We start from the raw sequence: 17,754 nt of genomic DNA, 5'->3' as shown, positions 1-17,754 counted from the left end.
TACCGACATGATAAAAGTCGTTTATAAAATATCTTCAAAATATTTTTGTAACTTTGATGATACAAAATATAAAAAATGGGAATATGAGTACTATAACATTAGCTTTTATAAGCCTATTGCTCGATCTTGGTGTCTATTTCATAATCATCATAAAGCCTATCAACGTAAAAAATCTCAGCTATTAACAAAGTGGGGCAAGACTTATTTATGATAGTTTTATTATTTAACTGGTTTTAGATATCAGTATAACCTGATATGATTAAGATATTTTCATTTAAATTTAAAGACATTATAACAATATGTTAACATATTACCATTGCTTAACCTGCAAATTTATAAATTTAGCCATGATTTCTTAAAAGATCACAATACTTTAGATTGTAGCTTAGGTTACGCATTGTCTTAAAAACATAATCAATGACACTCACGATACAAGTCGCAGTGCCTTTTCTTCTATACTCTCATTTACTATAAATTCAGTTTTATACACAATAACTTCCGCTGTTTTTTCATTTTTTATTTTTATAATAAGGCGTTTTGAGTTTTGCTCATTACTTTCATCATACGCTAGATTATAAAGAGCGATTATCTTATCTCGGCTTAGTTCACTCAAGTTTAGCATAAGTTCTAATGTGTCGTATTCTCGTGGTTTTTGTATATTTTCGTTGCCCTGCTTTGCGTATCCGCCACGTTGCTTGATCGCTTTGGTTTTAAAATTTATATCCATTGCTTCTTCCAAGCTTAATATATCATTAAGCCTTGTTCTTACAAACTGATCATCGCGTGTGATATTTATCTTAAATCCATATGGCAAATCTTTATTATTTACGTCCGTCCAAATTTCTTCTATACGCACAAGCTCTCTTTCAAATACTGCGATCTCGATATTACCATGAAAATCAAGTACATTTATCGTTCCCATCTTTTTACCGCTTTTAGTTATCCGTGTGCTAAAATCCTCAATCTTACCTACCACAAGTATCTCCGCACTCTCTGGAAGCGTCTCAAACTCTGAGCTTAGCGTGTATTTGATAGCATCTATCTTTTTGCGATAATCATCTAGCGGGTGTCCGGAAAGATAAATTCCAGCACTTTCTTGCTCAAATTTTAGCATCTGTTTGATGTCAAGCTCATCTGTTGTGACGATGAGATTTACCTTTACATCGTTCATACTCTCATCTTCGCCAAATAAACTCTCAGCAGCATTTTTACGAATTTGCCCTGCATTTTTACAAGCTTCTATGATATTTTCAATATTATTTAAAAGCATTTTACGTGTAAAACCAAACTCATCAAAACTACCTGATTTTATAAGGCTTTCTATAACCTTTTTATTTGTCTTAAAGGCATCTATACGCGAAACAAAGTCATCTAAGCTTTTAAATTTACCATTCTTCTCACGCTCATATATAATATTTTCTATCGCTGCACTACCAACACTTTTAATCGCCCCAAGCCCAAATATAATGCCATCTTTTCCGTTATTATCAACAACACTAAACTCAGACATCGATAAATTTATAGACGGTGGCAAAACGCCGATATTTAGCCGTTTACACTCATCAATATATCGCACTATTTTATCAACATTATTCTCTTCGCTAGTCAGTAATGCAGCCATAAACTCAGCGGGATAATATGCCTTAAGATACGCCGTTTGAAATGTTACATACGCATATGCAGCGGAGTGAGATTTGTTAAATCCATATCCTGCAAATTTTAAGATAAGATCAAAAAGATCACCTGATTTTTTCTCATCAAAGCCCTCTTTTTTCGCCCCTGCAACAAATAAATCCTTCTGTTGTTTAAGCAATTCTGGATCTTTTTTACCCATCGCACGACGCACCAAATCCGCCCCACCAAGGCTAAAACCACCAATAACTTGCACGATCTGCATAACTTGCTCTTGATAGACAATGACGCCATAAGTTGGCGAAAGTATCGGTTCAAGCTCCTTAAACGCATATGTTATCGTAGCCTCACCGTGCTTACGCTTAACAAAATCATCAAGCATACCGCTCTCCATCGGTCCTGGACGATAAAGGGCCAACATCGCAACTATATCTTCGAAGCAGTCAGGTCTAAGGCTAGCACCAAGCTTTCGCATACCCTCACCCTCTATCTGAAATATGCCTATGGCTTGTCCGCTTTGGATCATACTATAAATCGGTGCATCATTTTTATCGATCTGTTCCCAAATGATATCATTTCCTGTGCGACGCTTAATGAGCTTTATAGCGTTATCGATAACAGTTAATGTCTTAAGTCCCAAAAAGTCAAATTTAATCAGATCCACATCTTCAAGATATTTAAGGCTATACTGCGTTACGTAGTGATCTTCTGGGCTATTTGGCTGACGAAAAAGTGGAGTTTTGTTCCACAGCTCTTCGTTTGAGATCACTACTCCAGCTGCGTGCTGACCAGCGTTGCGATTAAGACCTTCAAGATCAAGTGCGAATTTCCAAATTCTATTTGCATTTGAATTTGCCTCAATAAGCTCCTTAATCTTTGGCTCTTTTTCATAAGCATCAGCCAAAGTAATACCTAGCTCATCAGGTATAAGCTTTGCCATAGCATCGGCTTCAGCATAAGGCATCTCACAAACTCTTGCAACATCGCGGATAACTCCTTTTGCAAGAAGCTTACCAAAAGTTATAACACCAGCGACATTAAATTTACCATATTTTTGCGTAACATAATCAATGATCTCACCACGTCTACTTTGACAAAAATCCACGTCAATATCAGGCATACTCACACGCTCAGGATTTAAAAAACGCTCAAAAAGTAAGTTATATGGTATAGGATCAAGATCAGTTATTTTTAATGAGTAAGCCACTAGTGATCCAGCCGCCGAGCCACGTCCAGGACCCACTGGCACACCGCGACTTTTAGCCTCGTTTATAAAGTCCCAAACTATCATCATATAGCCTGGAAAATTCATCTTATCAATTATCTCTATCTCACGTTCAAGACGTTTTTTATACTCATCGTGACGGTCACTTGGGATAAATTTAAGTCGCTCTTCTAGCCCTTTTTTACACTCATATTCAAAAAATACTACGTCATTTTTAAAGCTATACCGCTCATTTGGCTCAGGTAGCTCTATGCCTCTTTCTGCAGCATATTCAAGTGTAAATTTAAAATTTGGCGGTGTTGGATTGCCTAGTTTTAGCTCAAGATTGCATTTTTCTACAATCTCTTGAGTATTTTCTATCGCTTCAGGTATATCCAAGAAAAGCTCTTTCATCTCCTCTTCAGTTTTAACAAAAAACTCATGGACACTGTGGCGAAGGCGATTTGGATCATCAAGCATTTTATTCATAGCGATACACATAAACACCTCATGTGCGTCGGCTCGTTCTTTGAAAGTATAGTGTGTATCATTTGTTGCTATAAATTTTATCCCAGTCTCTTTGGCGATACGCAGTATATCATCGTCTATCCGGCGTTGATCGCCGATACCGTGCCGCATTATCTCAAGGTAAAAGTCATCACCAAAAATCTCTTTGTATTCTAATGCAACCTCTTTTGCACGTTCATACCCTTTTGCTCCAAATTTAACATTTCTATCGCTTAAATTTAGATGCCAACTTACCTCACCCTGCAAACATGCAGCTGAGCAAACTAATCCTTCGCTATGCTCTTTTAATATTTTCTTATTTATGCGTGGATAATAATAAAATCCATCAATGTAGCTCATAGAGCTAAGATACATTAAATTTTTATAGCCGATCTCATTTTTGGCTATAAGTATTAAGTGAAATCTCTGCTTAGTGCTTTTATCACTTAGTTCGTCTTGATTGTGGATGTAAGCTTCGATACCGATAAGTGGCTTTATGCCCTCCTTTTTCATCGTAGTGTAAAAGTCAATCGCTCCAAACATATTGCCATGATCGGTTATGGCAACACTTTTAACACCTCTTGATTTTAGCGTTTTTGCAAGCTCTTTGATCTTATTTGCTCCATCTAGTAAAGAGTATTCTGTATGTAAATGTAGATGTGTAAAATGACTCATTTTGCTTCCTTGTTTTATTAGCAAAATAATAGCAAATTTTAACTTTTAGAGTTCTTTTGATTTTCTTTGATATTGTTTAAATTTGATTGCCGTCAAAGCTGACGGCAATATAAGTTTTAGTCTCTTGGACGAGCTTCATTTACCCTTAATGCACGTCCGCCAACGTCTTTATCATTTAACGCTTCAATAGCCTTTTTAGCCTCAGCATCATTGTCCATCTCTACAAATCCAAAACCTTTTGAGCGGTTTGTCTCGTGATCTTTTACAATTTTAATACGCTTTACTTCGCCAAACTGCGCAAAAGCCTCCTTTAACTCTGCCTCTGTCATACGATATGACAAATTTCCTACATAGATATTCACAGGAACATTTCCTTAAAAAAATTTCCGAATTACTCGGTTATACTAATGATAGCTAAATTTTAAACAAAAAGATATAATTTTTTAAAATTTCTATAAAAATTATATCTTTTTTGCTTAAATGCTACAAAATAGCATAAAATGGGATATTTTTAGTCTTTTTGCTAACTTAAGATGAGTTAAATTTTAAATATAAAAAATTATAAAATAAAATTATAAATTTTTTATAATCTATTATAAAGTAATTCGTTCTTTAAATTCTCATAAGTGCCAATACCACAAAGCTCTTTAACTATTTCAAGAGCAAAGATCATAGATGTAGCAGGACCTGCTGAGGTAATGATATTTTGATCGCTGACTACATTTTTATCACCCACAAAACCGGTCTTGTCTGCCCTGACATTCATCTCAAATCCAGGATAACACGTAAAACTATCCTTCAAAACACCAGCTACGCCAAGTGCCATAGGAGCAGCACATATTGCCCCGATCAGTTTACCATCATTATCAAAACGTCTTAAAACTTCACAAAGCTCCTTACTTTGAGCTAAATTTGTAGCTCCAGGCAATCCACCAGGAAGTACTATCATATCAAACTCATCAGTGTTTAGCTGATTTAATAGCATATCAACCTTTACGCTAATACCGTGAACTCCTACGACTATCTCCCTATCAAGTCCAACTATAAAGACGTCTATGTCAGCACGACGTAATACATCCACTATGGTAATCGCTTCAATCTCCTCAAAACCATTGGCAAACATAACTGCTACTTTTTTCATCTTTTTATCATATCTCCTTTGTTTTTGATATTATACATTTATTTATTTAAATATGCTATATTTTATAATATTTTTACAGAAAGGATAGAGAATGCAAGTAAAAATCACTTACTGCAACTCTTGAAACTATCGTCCAGTAGCTTCTCGTGTAGAAGATGAGATAAGAAAAAACTTCGACGATGCTAGAGTTGATTTGGTTTTGGGTAGTGGTGGAAATTTTATCGTCGATGTTGATGGTGATGTTATATTTTCTAAAGTTGACCGTATAGGAAACGAAGAATCGAGATTTCCGCACGGCGAAGAGATAACTAGGCTAATAAATAAGCGTTTAGAGCAAAAAATCGCCTAATATTTGGGGCTATATTTTAGCCCCAATTTTTTAACTCATCTATACACTTATATCTAAACAATTATAATCACTGTGTTTTAAGTAAATTTTATTAAATTTATCACTCCTACTGCCTTTAAAAAGATATCATATTTTAATAAAAATTATATAAACTCATATATGTTATATATATTTTCTACACCTTAATTTAATTTATTTTAAATTATTAATAAGCTCAAATAGTTATTACGCTCAATCTTATATGCAATACTTGCTACATAATATAAACGGATTTTTAAATAACCACTCATACCCTTTTAGTGTCTTAGTGGTTAACACGCAAAATATCATTAAATTTGTAAATTTTAACGACTTTTGTTAAGGCTATGACCTTTTAACAGCGATATTATCTAGTAATTTATGATAATTTCTAACTTTTTAAAAGAGGCGGTATTCGTATCAAACCGCCAAATTTTATAAATTTATTTATTTGCTCGTTCTATATACTCGCCACGAACTGTATCAACACGGATGACTTCGCCTTCAAGCACATGAAATGGTATCTGCACTACTGCACCGCTCTCAAGAGTAGCTGGTTTTTTACCACCTTGTGTGTCACCCTTGAAATTTGGTGGAGTTTCTACTATTTTTAGCTCAACGACTTGCGGGACTTCAACGCCGATAGCATTGCCATTGTGAAATAAAATATCTACCATCATACCATCTATCATCCACTTTTTTACATCGCCAACATCTTCATCAGAGATCGCTACTTGCTCATAAGTCGTTGTATCCATAAATTGGCAAAACTCACCATCATCGTAAAGATACTGCATCTCTTTCTCTTCCAAATTTGGTTGCTCGCACTTATCGCCCGCGTGAAAAGTCTTCTCTAACACTTTGCCATCTACAAATGACTTTATCCTTGCACGAACAAATGCTGCACCCTTGCCTGGCTTTACATGCTGATACTCTACTATCTTATACGGAATACCCTCTAGTTCGATCTTAAGCCCTTTTTTTAAATCACCCATTGAATATGTTGCCATCTATTCTCCTTTTAAATTTTAAATAACTGCGTATTGAGCCCAAATGCAAGTATCAAGTGCATTAAGCTTTGTTAGTATATCACTGCTAATATGTTCATCGACGAGTATAACAGCAAGTGCCATTCCATGATCGTCGCGTCCAAGCCTAAAGTCAGCGATATTTATCTTCTCGTCTGCTAGTATCGCACTAATCTGTGCGATAACACCTGGAACATCGTTGTTCTTAAAGATTATCATCTTTCCTTTTGGCTTAAAATCAGTTTTAAATCCATTTATACCAACAATTCGTTGCTCAGTCTCTCCAAATACTGTTCCGCTTATCGTTGTTGCATCACTATCTGTTGTAATCTTAACTGAAATTTTATTATTATAGCCTGATTGTGGAACAACAATAGCTTCGTTTATAATACCTTTTTCATCGCATAAAAATTTAGCATTTACATAATTTATCGCATCACCCAAACTCTCTTTTAATACACTCACAAGTGCAAAAGTAAGCATAGAGTTTGCATACTCCCCTATCTTTCCTTCGGTCTCTACACGTATCGCTTTTATCGCTTTTTTATTGATCTGAGTTGCCAAAAATGCCATCTTGCTTATAAGCTCAATATATGGTTCAACAAATGGCGGCAGATCTTCCGTTTTTATCGGTAAATTTAGTGCATTTGGATAGCTTATGCCACGTGCTGCACTGATGGCTTGTTCTACTGCTTCAATTGCGATATTTCGCTGAGATTCAAGTGTATTTGCACCAAGGTGTGGTGTAACACTGACATTATTAAGATCAAGTAACGGATGATCCGTAGCTGGTTCTTTTGTGAAAACATCAATACCTGCAAAGGCTATCTTACCGCTTTTTAGCCCATTTTCTAATGCCTTCTCATCATACAAACCCCCACGAGCACAGTTAATGAGTCTTACGCCATCTTTCATCTTTGCTATTTCGGCTTCGCCGATCATACCAATGGTCTCTTTTGTCTTTGGCGTATGAATCGTGATAAAATCACATGCTAAAATATCATCAAAATTTTTAGTATAGACTCCGCCCATATCGACAACCTTGGCTGAATCTATGTATGGATCATAAGCAACAATCTTCATACCAAATGCTTTAGCTCTAGCCGCAACACGAGAACCGATATTTCCAAAGCCAATAATACCCAAAGTTTTATTAAAAAGCTCGACACCATACCACTTTTCGCGTTTCCAAATTCTATCTATTTTTAAGTCATTATGAGCGTATTCAAGCGATCTAGCAGCTGCAAGCATATGTGCCATTGTAAGCTCGACGGCAGCTATCGTGTTTGCAGTAGGGACATTCATAGCGATTATCCCACGGCGAGAACAGCCGTCGATATCCACATTATCCACACCAACACCAGCACGAACGATAGCTTTTAGCTTCTTACCGGCATTTAAAAATGCTTCATTTATCTCTGTTGAGCTTCTAGTGATCGCCACATCCGCATCTCCTAAAATTTGTAAAAGCTCATCTTTTGGTACCTTAACCGCATCGATAACATTTATATCTTGCTCTTTTTTAAGCAACTCAAAACCAACTGGATGTATCGCATCACACACAATAATATTTTTCATATTTTGACCTCTCTTACACTTGAGTGAATGTCATAAGTTCTTAGCTGTAAAATAATACGCTGAAGTAGCTCAGAATCTTGGGTGTTTAAAAAAATTTGACTTTTAGTGCTATCTTTTATAACTGAAAAATCAACTTGGCTATTTCTTAATGTCTGCATAAGACAAAACACGGAGTATATATCATTTTTATCGATTATCAACTCAAATGCTGTTATTATCGGTATCTCTTTTTTATGTTTATTATATTCGATAAAAATTTCATTTGTAGCAAATGTATAATCTTTTTTACCTATACTTGCTAGATCACTTATCCAACCACCTTGTTTGTCTATCTTTGTTTGAGTAGTATTTTGCTCTCTTGATTCTGTTGTGCTATAAATTTGCACTAAATTTGAGTTGGCGTATCTATATAAAAATACGCCACAAACCCCAAGTGCAAAAAACAATATCACAACTATTACTAAAAGAGTGTGTCTACCCATTAGTTATTGCAATTGCTCCTTGATAATATCACCAAGGGTTAACTTATCATTATCATTTATCTCATTTAGCACTTCACGCTCTTTTTGTTTTGCTAGGCGACGGATACTTAGACGGATTCTATTTTTTTTCTCATCTATAAAAGCAATAGCCGCCTCTATATCATCACCTATTTTCAGACCAGCCTCATCAACGCTACCTAGGTCCTCTTTGCGAATAAGTGCGTCTACATTATTACCAAGTTCAACAAATACGCCAAACTCTTTTATATCGCGGATTTTACCCTTAACTATATCGCCAACATTAAATTTATTAGCAAATTCTTGCACTGGGCTTTGTTTAAGATCTTTTAAACTAAGCGATACTTTTTGATCCTCGCTGTCTATTTTAATAATCTTTACTTCAATCTCATCGCCATTTTTAAACAGATCTTTACATTTGTCGTTTCTATCCCAAGATGCATCTTCGTTATGCAAGAGCCCCTCTATCAAACCACCTATGCGGATAAATGCACCAAATGATGTAACACTAGTGACCACGCCTTTAACAACATCGCCCTCTTTAAATTTAGCTTTAAACTCATCAAATGGCTTTGGCAATAAATTTTTAAGGCTAACTCTTAGACGGTGTCCTTTTGCGTCTATCTCAATAACTTCAACATCTATCTCTTCGCCTTCGCTTATGTGATCTTTTGGATTTTTAATATTCTTATCCCATGAAATTTCAGAAATATGCAAAAATCCCTCTATGTCATTACCAAGATCCACAAACGCACCATAAGGCTCTATGTTGCTTACGATAACTTTTATCGTATCACCGACATCTAAGCCATCTTTTATCTCATCCCAAGGATCAGGCATAGCCGCCTTGATAGATAGCGATAAGTGACGTTTTTCATTATCGTAACTTATAACCTTTACCGCCACCTTATCACCTTCTTTGTAAAGTGTATTTGGATTAACAGGTCCTTTATAGCTTATCTCACTATAGTGCACTAAGCCATCAACACCACCAACATCAACAAACATACCATAAGTTGTGATCTTTTTAATAACACCTTCCATAACATCTGTATTATCAATGATGTTAGCTAGTGCTTCTTTACGTTTTTTACGGTCATCATCTAAAATTTTCTTACGAGATACAATGATACTTTGCTCATCTTTATCTACTTTTATGACACGCACTTTGTAGTTTTTACCTACTATATCGTTAGTATTTTTGAAGCCACTTTGTGTTTTTGGTAGGAAAAACTCAACACCATCAGTATCTTGTGCCACAAAGCCACCTTTATTTTTATTAACGATTTTAACGTCTATTTCATCTGTATTATCAGGATCGTAAGAGTCTATAAAAGCCTTTACTTTCTCTTTTTTTAGTGCTTTTTTATGAGAAACGATAGGCCTGCCACCCCTTGAGCCAGTTATCGCGACCTTTATGGTATCGCCAACTTTATACTTCAAGTTGCCATCAAAGTCAGTTATCTCAAAGATACTTAAAATACCCTCTGATTTCTTGCCAACATTGACTAAAACCTCATCACCTTTGATATCGACGATCACTCCATCGCTATCTTCTTCAGCCTTCTTAAAAGACTCCTCTAACATAGTAGCAAAGTCTATATCTTCTATATCATCGTCCTTTGCTTTGAGTTGAACGCTCTTGTTCACAGCCATCTTGATCCTTTATATTTTTTAGTTGTCCGCAGACAAAGTTTTTAATTATATTTAAAAATCGCTTATTTACGGATTAAATTTATCTCATCTACATTATTATGAGTTCTAAATTTTTTCTATCTTATCTACAACTTTTTGAATAATCCAATCTGGTGTACTAGCTCCTGCACTAATACCACAAAGATTTTTGTTGTTAAACCACTCATTTTTTAACTCATCCTCACTTTCTATCAGATAACTATCCTCGCAGAAATTTTTAGAGATTAGATAGAGTTGCTTTGTGTTTGAGCTGTTTTTGCCACCTATTATAACCATCACATCGGCTTTTTGTGCTAGTGATTTAACCGCCTCTTGATTTTCAAAAGTAGCGTTACAAATGGTGTTAAACACACGCACCTCACGCACTTTAAGTATTAAAAAATTTACAATCTGCATAAATTTCTCAACCTTACGTGTCGTCTGACTCACAACGGCCACTTTTTGCTTTAATCGCACATTTTCAAGCTCACTCTCATCAAGTACAACATAGACGTTGCCGTTTGCATAGGACTTAACCCCTTTTACCTCGGGGTGTGTGGCATCTCCGTAGATAACCACGTCATAACCCTCATTGCTCATCTGCTCACAAATTTGCTGCGGTTTAGTAACAAATGGACATGTAGCGTCAATGATATTTATGTCACTTTTTTTTAACTCCGCAAGGTCACTTTTTGTGATACCGTGAGTGCGTATAATAGCTTTTTTCTCGTCCTTTAACTCATCAATTCCTTCAAGCGTTTTAACATTAAATTTAACAGACAAACGATTTATCTCTTCGTTATTATGTATGAGCGGTCCGATAGTTGCGGCATCTTTGGCGTTTTCAGCTATCTTTATCGCCCTTTTTACTCCAAAGCAAAATCCATAACTACTAGCAAGCTCAATCTTCAATACTAGCCCCTATTTTACGCATAATCTGGCTAAAATTTGGAAAAGATGTTGCAATAAATTCGCTCTTTTGTATAATCATTCCACACCTTAGCCCAAGCACAGCAAAGCTCATAGCAATACGATGATCTCCGTGACTATCAATAATAGCTGAGTTTGCCGTGCCACCAGTTATCTCAAAGCCATCCTCAAGCTCATGTGCATCTATGCCACATTTTTTAAGCCCAGCTACGCTAACGGCAATACGATCGCACTCCTTCACACGTAGCTCCCTTGCATTTCTTAACCTACTTGTTCCACTCGCACACGCAAATGCCACCGCTAGTGCAGGTGCCTCGTCAATGAGCCACGAGATGTTCTCACTTACGCTCACAGCATGAAGCGGAGCATACCTTATCTCTATCTCACCAACACTCTCATACTCGCTTGTCGTCTCTTTAAATTTAATATCAGCACCCATTCTCTCAAGCACTTTATAAGCCTCTATGCGAGTTTTGTTAAGTAGCATATTTTTTAACACCACATAAGATCCAGGCACGATACACGCTGCAACTGCAAAGAAAAATGCCGAGCTTGGGTCGTTTGGTACATCTATATCAAGAGGTTTAAGTGGCGATTTCATCGGCTTTAAGCATATATTAAGTCCATTGGTTACGATGTCGGCTCCCATACCTTTTAACATACGTTCGGTGTGATCTCGACTTAGCTCATTTTCACTAAATTCACAACCATTTGAGTAAAGTGCTGCAAGTAGTAATGCACTTTTTATCTGAGCTGAAGCTATTGAGCTATGAAATTTAAACCACTCAAGCTTTGTACCACGTATACAAAGCGGTGCGGTGTCACCATTGTTTGTGCCGTCTATCTTTGCTCCAACTGCAATGAGTGGATTACTCACACGTGCCATAGGACGAGCGTTTAAATACTCATCGCCACTTAAGACATAAAAGCCATCCTGTGCTGCAAGTAGCCCCATAAACAGTCGCATAGCCGTGCCTGAGTTGCCACACTCTAAAACTTTATGTGGTTCGGCTATATTTACAGGAGGAGTAATGACGATCTCATCGCCATCTTGCTTCACATTTGCACCCAAAAGCTCCACTATCTTTAAAGTATTTAGCGTATCTTCAGCTCTTAGATAGTTACGCACACGACTCGGTCTGTCGCTGAGTAACGAAAATATCGCCGTTCTATGCGATATAGACTTATCACTTGCAATGCGATCTAAAAGTGCATTTATCGGCTCATTTAGTATGCAAACTTTCATCTTATGGCGATACCTAGCTCATTTTTAAGCACAGATAAAATTTTATCCATCAAAGATACCACTTCATCATCTTCAAGCGTCTTATCCATATCTTGAAATGTTAGTTTTAGGCTAACACTAGCTGCGTTTTCAAGCCCTGCTCCACGGTAAATATCCACCGGTACAAGCTCTTTTAGCTCTTTTAAATTTAACCTGCGGATACACTCATAAATTTTCCCAAACTCAAAGCCATTAGGCACAACAAGACTTAGATCGCGACTGATACTTGGGAATTTAGAGTAAATGTTTACTTTGATTGTCTCAAATTTTAAAGCGTCAAATTCTATCTCGCAGATGTATGTTTTAGGAAGATCTCGTAAGCTTTCTACTCGTATATCAACACGCCCAATATAGCCGATCTTCTTACCATTTTGATAAATTTCAGCCTGTTCATATGGACTTAAGTAGTTTAAATTTTCACTCTTTTTAAGCTCAAATTTACCAACTACATTTTGCACCGCAGATGCAAACTCATAAAAATTCGCCTCCACACCTTTTGAACCATTTGTAAGCGTAGGCTCATAAGCTAACCCACTCATTACAAATCCCAAACGATCGCTTTGCACAGCATTTTCGTCAAAAACTTCACCAAGCTCAAATAGTTTAACTGATTTACGTGAGTTTTTGATATTTCTCTCACAAGAGTTTAAAAGATGATTTACTAGTGTTGGACGTAGCGTATTTAGCTCGTTATTTATAGGGTTTAATATACTGATTTTACAAGGCTTAAAGCCAAGACGAGTTAGTTCATCAAGATTGTCAAATACATAATGAACACTTTCAAAAAAACCACAATTCGCCGCACGATGGCGTAAATTTAAGGCATTTTTGTATCGTAAATATGTCGGTGTTAGACGATTTTGTTCGGCAAAATTTAATGGAACAGACGCGATATTATCAATACCTACTATACGCACGATCTCCTCACAAACATCGTGTGAGTTTGATATATCGTGGCGAAATGCTGGAACTTTTATATTTATGCTCTCTTGTTCCACATTTACACCTACTTCAAAGCCAAGCTTTTTTAAAATTTTAACGATCTCATTACGCGGTATCTCTTGACCTATCATACAAGTAAGCTCATTTAAAGGTATACTAAAAGTAAACAGATCTTTACGTAATATGGCTTGTTGTGATCCTGCATAAAGGCTAACATCTTTTAAATTTGACAATCTTTTAAACAAATAATCAGCTCCATAAGCTATATTTGGCTCACTTCCGCGACTTGAGCGATAGACTTGTTCGCCCTTTTTGATAGATTTATCTTCGCCAGTAGTTTGAGCTATCACGGCTGGTTCTGTGTAGTTTGCCTCGATGATTACAATCTTTGAATGCTCATCAATGCCAAATTTATCATCTTTATAAATCCCAGCAATACTTAAAATTTTATCATTGCAAGATACGATATTTTCACCATACTTACCCTTTTTTATATCAAAAACAACACGTTCATTATCGCCAACTAACTTTGTGTAATCATATGTATTAAACAAGACTCCTGTGCAATACGTCACATAATCAATCAATCTATCAACAGCATTTTTACTCTTGCTATCAATGAGTGCTAGACGCAGGCGTGTGAGGAGATTTTCGTAAATTTTATTTTTTATTTCAAATGCACGATACAAGAATGAGCCTCTTAGTCCTTCATCTGCACGCACAGATACAAGTCTACCAATACCCAATAAATTTTCAGCATCTTCAAATGGTAAATTTTCACGCATATTTAGATCTAGTGCAGCACAAATTTCACGTGCGATGCCGTGCAGGCTTTGACAATCGCCACGATTTGCCGTTATATCGACTTCGATAATGTCATCACTAAACACACCAAATTTATTTAAACTAACTCCGAGTTTGAGCTGTCCTATACTCTCATCAAGTGACATAATGCCGTCATTTATCTTAACAAGACCTAGCTCAGTAGATGAGCATATCATACCATAACTCTCAGCTCCTCGTAGCTTCGCCTTTTTTATCTCAAGTCCATTTGGCATAGTTGTGCCGATGAGTGCGACAGGAACAAACTGCCCTACTTCAACATTTTTTGCACCGCAAACTATTTGCAACGTCTCACTACCTACATCCACTTGACAAATGTTTAACTTATCGGCATCTGGATGCTTTTCTCTGCTTTTAACATACCCAACAACTATACTATCAGGGATGCTTACTTTGTTATAACTATCTACCTCTAAACCTATCGAATTTAACGTCTTTACGAGCGTTTCACCACTCGTCTCGCCAAGCTCTACCCACTCATTTAGCCAGTTTTTTGATATTATCATTTAAATTGCTCCAATAATCTTAAATCTCCCTCAAAAAGTGATCTTAGGTCAGGAACTTGATTTATTAGCATCGCAAAACGCTCCACACCAAGTCCAAACGCGTATCCGCTGACATTTTTATATCCAACGGCTTTAAATACATTTGGATCGACCACACCACAGCCAAGGACTTCTAGCCAACCGGTTTGCTTACATACTCTGCAACCATCTCCATGGCAGAATATACAGCTTATATCAACCTCGGCACTTGGCTCAGTGAATGGGAAGAAGCTAGGGCGAAAACGCACCTTAACATCACCAAATATAGCCTTTAAAAAACCCTCGAGCATACTCTTTAAATTTGCAAAGCTTACTTTATCACCATCTTCTACAACAAGTCCTTCAACTTGATGAAACATAGGCGTGTGTGTCATATCCATATCACGGCGAAAGACAGTTCCAGGTGCTATCATACGTATAGGAGGCTTGTTTGCCATCATCGTTCGCACTTGAACCGGACTTGTGTGAGTGCGAAGTAGCTTAAAGTCATTTAAATAAAATGTATCTTGCATATCACGTGCAGGGTGATATTTTGGTAAATTTAAAGCTTCAAAGTTATGAAAGTCATCTTCTATTAAAGGTCCTGTCTCAAGCGAGAAATTTTGTGATATGAAATACTCTATTATCCTATCCATCGTAGCCATAACCGGATGCAATGCTCCTGCTGCTACTGGCTCATTAAATAACGTTATATCAACGGCTTGAGCTTTCATTTTTTCTACTACTTCACTCCGTTCGAGTTCTACTTTTTTAGCCTCTATCAAAGCTGTAAGCTCATCTCTTTGCTTGTTTAAAAATACGGCAAATTCACGCTTTTCATCTTCCACCATACCTTTAAGCTTTGCAAAACTACTTGTTAAAATGCCCTTTTTACCAAATATCTCAATACGAATTTTTTCTAATTCACTTAAAATTTGGCACTCGTTTATCCTATCTATAAATTCTTGCAATGTTAAACCTTTACAATTTTTCGATGATTGTATAAAAATTCAGATAAAAACGCACTAAATTTAAGCCTGTGATGATATAATTTTAAAAATTTAAAGGAGAAAATATGACAGTATTTGAAAAAATCATAGTCGGAGAGATACCTTGCAACAAGGTGATTGAAAATGATAAATTTCTAGCTTTTCATGATATAAACCCAAAAGCACCTATACATATCCTAATAATCCCTAAAAAGCACTTTGAAAATATCCAAGAGATGGAGCCAGATTTAATGGGCGAAATGCTACTTTTTATACAGCAAGTCGCACGCCTTATGGGCGTAGATAAAAGTGGCTATCGTCTCGTTACAAACTGCGGTGAAAATGGCGGTCAAGAGGTTATGCACCTTCACTTTCATATGCTTGGTGGTGCAAAACTTGGTTGGACTGATGCTGCGATCGATCCACAATCAACCTTTTAATAAATTTAAAGTGGCAGTATCTATCCTGCCACTTTTTAATCAAATATAAGACAGTCAAAGCTCAACTATATATAATAATTAATTATTTTCTTACTTGTTTCATAGCTTCAAGCAAGGCTTCAAAGCCGACTTTGCTTGAGTTTTCAACATCTCTAAGTATCTCGATACCTTCACTATCATCTTTACTCGTATCTGAAAAAATTTCTATAGCCTTTGTAAGTCCTCTATGAACATTTTCATGATGTTTATTTACACATGCAATAGCTTTTTGATCATCTTTAAGTAGCTCTTTTACTTGACTTGTAAACCATTTACCAAATCGACAACTATGATGATCTGGAATACTTTCAAACTCACTTTTTAGTGCCGCACGGTAGCCTTTTAATTTCACATTTATATGATCTATCTTGCCTCTGCTTATGCATACTTCGTTTGTTACATTTATAGTTTGATTTAAGATATTTTGAGTGTTATCATTGACAATTAATATGCCTTGATTAAACTCACCAAGTTTTTTCATAGAGTCTGACGATAAAAGTACAAACTCTCCACTCATTTGAGATATTGTATTTGAGCTTTGTTTTAAACCGTTTATATTTACCTCAACTTCAAGCGTCGCCTTTTGCGTTCTCTCAGCTAGTTTTCGCACTTCATCAGCCACCACGGCAAATCCTCTGCCATGTTCACCAGCACGGGCTGCCTCTATGGCTGCGTTTAATGCAAGAAGGTTAGTCTGATCAGAAATATCTTTAATCAAATTTATGATCTCGGCGATAGAATGAACGCTATTATCAAGCGAAGATGCATTATTTTGTAACTCACCGCTCATCTGCTGGATGTTTTGCATTGAGCCAATTATCTCAGTGGTTTTGGCTCTTAGACTATCTGTTTGAGCGAAAGTTTTGTTATTTAACTCATTCATATTATCAAGCATTTCTAGATTTTCTCTTATTGTGCCTTGCAAGAAATCTACACTATTTTTATAACTCTCAAGTAGTAAAAATACAATGCTATTTTTGTCATCACACTTACTCGTTTGCGATATGTCGGCGATATTTGTGAGTTCTTTATGTGCTAATTCAAGCTCACTTTTAAGTCGCTCATTCTCCTGCTTTAAAGCCTCATTTTGCTTTTCAAGATCCGATTTTTTATCAAATCCAAACATCTCGTCTCCTTTAAGTTTAATTGGCAATTTTCTTAATTATATCTAAAAATGTTAATATTTTGTTTAAGTATATTCCCGTGATGGCATAATTTTTTACTTAAAATTTACGTTTTTATCTGTAGCAAATACTATTTAATTAGTAAAATTAATAGCGAGATAATCTTTGCGTCATAGTTGTAAACGATACTTAGCACCTAAATTTTGTACAACATCCATATTCATCTCTGGCTAAAATCACCAACTAATGTCAAACTTATCAAGCTCTGCACCATTATCTGTCACAAAGCACTCATCAAAGTCCCATTAGTCGGTTAAAAGCCATTTTATCTT

The 17,754-nt window shown here is 36.2% G+C and carries 14 protein-coding genes and 1 pseudogene; 2 read left to right on the top strand and 13 right to left on the bottom strand.

Translation table 11 applies throughout. From position 1 onward, the window contains the following. Positions 1-424: 424 nt before the first annotated feature. The 3 genes from dnaE to KDE13_RS04510 all read right to left on the bottom strand — a co-directional run bounded on the left by dnaE (position 425) and on the right by KDE13_RS04510 (position 5,159). Positions 425-4,018: a DNA polymerase III subunit alpha gene (gene dnaE / locus KDE13_RS04520; RefSeq protein ID WP_212142959.1), complete on the bottom strand. Its 3,594-nt coding sequence runs from the start codon at positions 4,016-4,018 to the stop codon at positions 425-427. 116 nt (positions 4,019-4,134) lie between these two features. Further along, complete coding sequence (locus KDE13_RS04515) at positions 4,135-4,380, bottom strand: RNA recognition motif domain-containing protein (protein WP_212142958.1); 246 nt, start codon at positions 4,378-4,380, stop codon at positions 4,135-4,137. Positions 4,381-4,601: 221 nt separating this feature from the next. Continuing rightward, positions 4,602-5,159 (bottom strand): DJ-1 family glyoxalase III, encoded by a 558-nt coding sequence (locus KDE13_RS04510; RefSeq protein ID WP_212142957.1) that lies wholly within the window; start codon positions 5,157-5,159, stop codon positions 4,602-4,604. Positions 5,160-5,250: 91 nt separating this feature from the next. Between KDE13_RS04510 and KDE13_RS09655 the strand changes: the two genes are divergently transcribed. Continuing rightward, positions 5,251-5,508, top strand: a complete 258-nt coding sequence (locus tag KDE13_RS09655) for a SelT/SelW/SelH family (seleno)protein (protein WP_267873704.1) — start codon at positions 5,251-5,253, stop codon at positions 5,506-5,508. Positions 5,509-5,969: 461 nt separating this feature from the next. On the opposite strand, the gene efp is transcribed toward KDE13_RS09655, so the two are convergent. The 8 genes from efp to pheS form a co-directional block, all read right to left on the bottom strand. Further along, positions 5,970-6,536: an elongation factor P gene (efp, locus tag KDE13_RS04500; protein WP_212140815.1), complete on the bottom strand. Its 567-nt coding sequence runs from the start codon at positions 6,534-6,536 to the stop codon at positions 5,970-5,972. 18 nt (positions 6,537-6,554) lie between these two features. Beyond that, entirely contained in the window at positions 6,555-8,132 is a 1,578-nt protein-coding gene (gene serA, locus KDE13_RS04495; RefSeq protein WP_212140814.1) for a phosphoglycerate dehydrogenase, read from the bottom strand. Continuing rightward, positions 8,129-8,614, bottom strand: a complete 486-nt coding sequence (locus KDE13_RS04490) for a hypothetical protein (protein ID WP_212140813.1) — start codon at positions 8,612-8,614, stop codon at positions 8,129-8,131. The genes serA and KDE13_RS04490 overlap by 4 nt, the downstream gene beginning before the upstream one ends. Before the next feature lie 3 nt (positions 8,615-8,617). Further along, a complete protein-coding gene (locus tag KDE13_RS04485) occupies positions 8,618-10,288 on the bottom strand; it encodes a 30S ribosomal protein S1 (protein WP_212142956.1) in 1,671 nt (556 codons plus the stop codon). 105 nt (positions 10,289-10,393) lie between these two features. Then, complete coding sequence (locus tag KDE13_RS04480) at positions 10,394-11,218, bottom strand: 4-hydroxy-3-methylbut-2-enyl diphosphate reductase (protein WP_212140811.1); 825 nt, start codon at positions 11,216-11,218, stop codon at positions 10,394-10,396. Then, complete coding sequence (gene aroA, locus KDE13_RS04475) at positions 11,208-12,482, bottom strand: 3-phosphoshikimate 1-carboxyvinyltransferase (RefSeq protein WP_212141343.1); 1,275 nt, start codon at positions 12,480-12,482, stop codon at positions 11,208-11,210. Before aroA ends, KDE13_RS04480 begins: the two co-directional genes overlap by 11 nt. Next, positions 12,479-14,812, bottom strand: a complete 2,334-nt coding sequence (gene pheT / locus KDE13_RS04470; protein ID WP_212142955.1) for a phenylalanine--tRNA ligase subunit beta — start codon at positions 14,810-14,812, stop codon at positions 12,479-12,481. The genes aroA and pheT overlap by 4 nt, the downstream gene beginning before the upstream one ends. Further along, positions 14,809-15,801 carry a phenylalanine--tRNA ligase subunit alpha gene (gene pheS, locus KDE13_RS04465; RefSeq protein WP_212140808.1) on the bottom strand — a complete coding sequence of 331 codons (993 nt, stop codon included), beginning with the start codon at positions 15,799-15,801 and terminating at the stop codon, positions 14,809-14,811. The genes pheT and pheS overlap by 4 nt, the downstream gene beginning before the upstream one ends. Before the next feature lie 104 nt (positions 15,802-15,905). Here pheS and KDE13_RS04460 point away from each other — a divergent pair, with 104 nt between their 5' ends. Next, on the top strand, positions 15,906-16,259 hold the full coding sequence (locus KDE13_RS04460; protein WP_212140807.1) for a histidine triad nucleotide-binding protein: 354 nt from the start codon (positions 15,906-15,908) through the stop codon (positions 16,257-16,259). 82 nt (positions 16,260-16,341) lie between these two features. Here KDE13_RS04460 and KDE13_RS09810 read toward each other — a convergent pair whose 3' ends face one another. Continuing rightward, complete coding sequence (locus KDE13_RS09810; protein ID WP_420838375.1) at positions 16,342-16,779, bottom strand: CZB domain-containing protein; 438 nt, start codon at positions 16,777-16,779, stop codon at positions 16,342-16,344. 45 nt (positions 16,780-16,824) lie between these two features. Beyond that, positions 16,825-17,025 (bottom strand): annotated as a pseudogene (locus KDE13_RS09805) (methyl-accepting chemotaxis protein); the annotation flags it as partial. Positions 17,026-17,754 lie beyond the last annotated feature (729 nt).

The sequence above is a fragment of the Campylobacter anatolicus genome (assembly GCF_018145655.1).
GTDB lineage: Bacteria > Campylobacterota > Campylobacteria > Campylobacterales > Campylobacteraceae > Campylobacter_A > Campylobacter_A anatolicus.
Note: the sequence above shows the minus strand (reverse complement) of the source record. Positions and strands in the feature narration are given on the sequence as shown.

Coding starts and splice junctions, on each gene's coding strand:
- KDE13_RS04510 (WP_212142957.1), bottom strand. CDS start 5,159: ATGAAAAAAGTAGCAGTTATGTTTGCCAATGGTTTTGAGGAGATTGAA.
- KDE13_RS09810 (WP_420838375.1), bottom strand. CDS start 16,779: ATGAAAAAACTTGGTGAGTTTAATCAAGGCATATTAATTGTCAATGAT.
- KDE13_RS04490 (WP_212140813.1), bottom strand. CDS start 8,614: ATGGGTAGACACACTCTTTTAGTAATAGTTGTGATATTGTTTTTTGCA.
- dnaE (WP_212142959.1), bottom strand. CDS start 4,018: ATGAGTCATTTTACACATCTACATTTACATACAGAATACTCTTTACTA.
- pheT (WP_212142955.1), bottom strand. CDS start 14,812: ATGATAATATCAAAAAACTGGCTAAATGAGTGGGTAGAGCTTGGCGAG.
- KDE13_RS04460 (WP_212140807.1), top strand. CDS start 15,906: ATGACAGTATTTGAAAAAATCATAGTCGGAGAGATACCTTGCAACAAG.
- efp (WP_212140815.1), bottom strand. CDS start 6,536: ATGGCAACATATTCAATGGGTGATTTAAAAAAAGGGCTTAAGATCGAA.
- KDE13_RS04485 (WP_212142956.1), bottom strand. CDS start 10,288: ATGGCTGTGAACAAGAGCGTTCAACTCAAAGCAAAGGACGATGATATA.
- serA (WP_212140814.1), bottom strand. CDS start 8,132: ATGAAAAATATTATTGTGTGTGATGCGATACATCCAGTTGGTTTTGAG.
- aroA (WP_212141343.1), bottom strand. CDS start 12,482: ATGAAAGTTTGCATACTAAATGAGCCGATAAATGCACTTTTAGATCGC.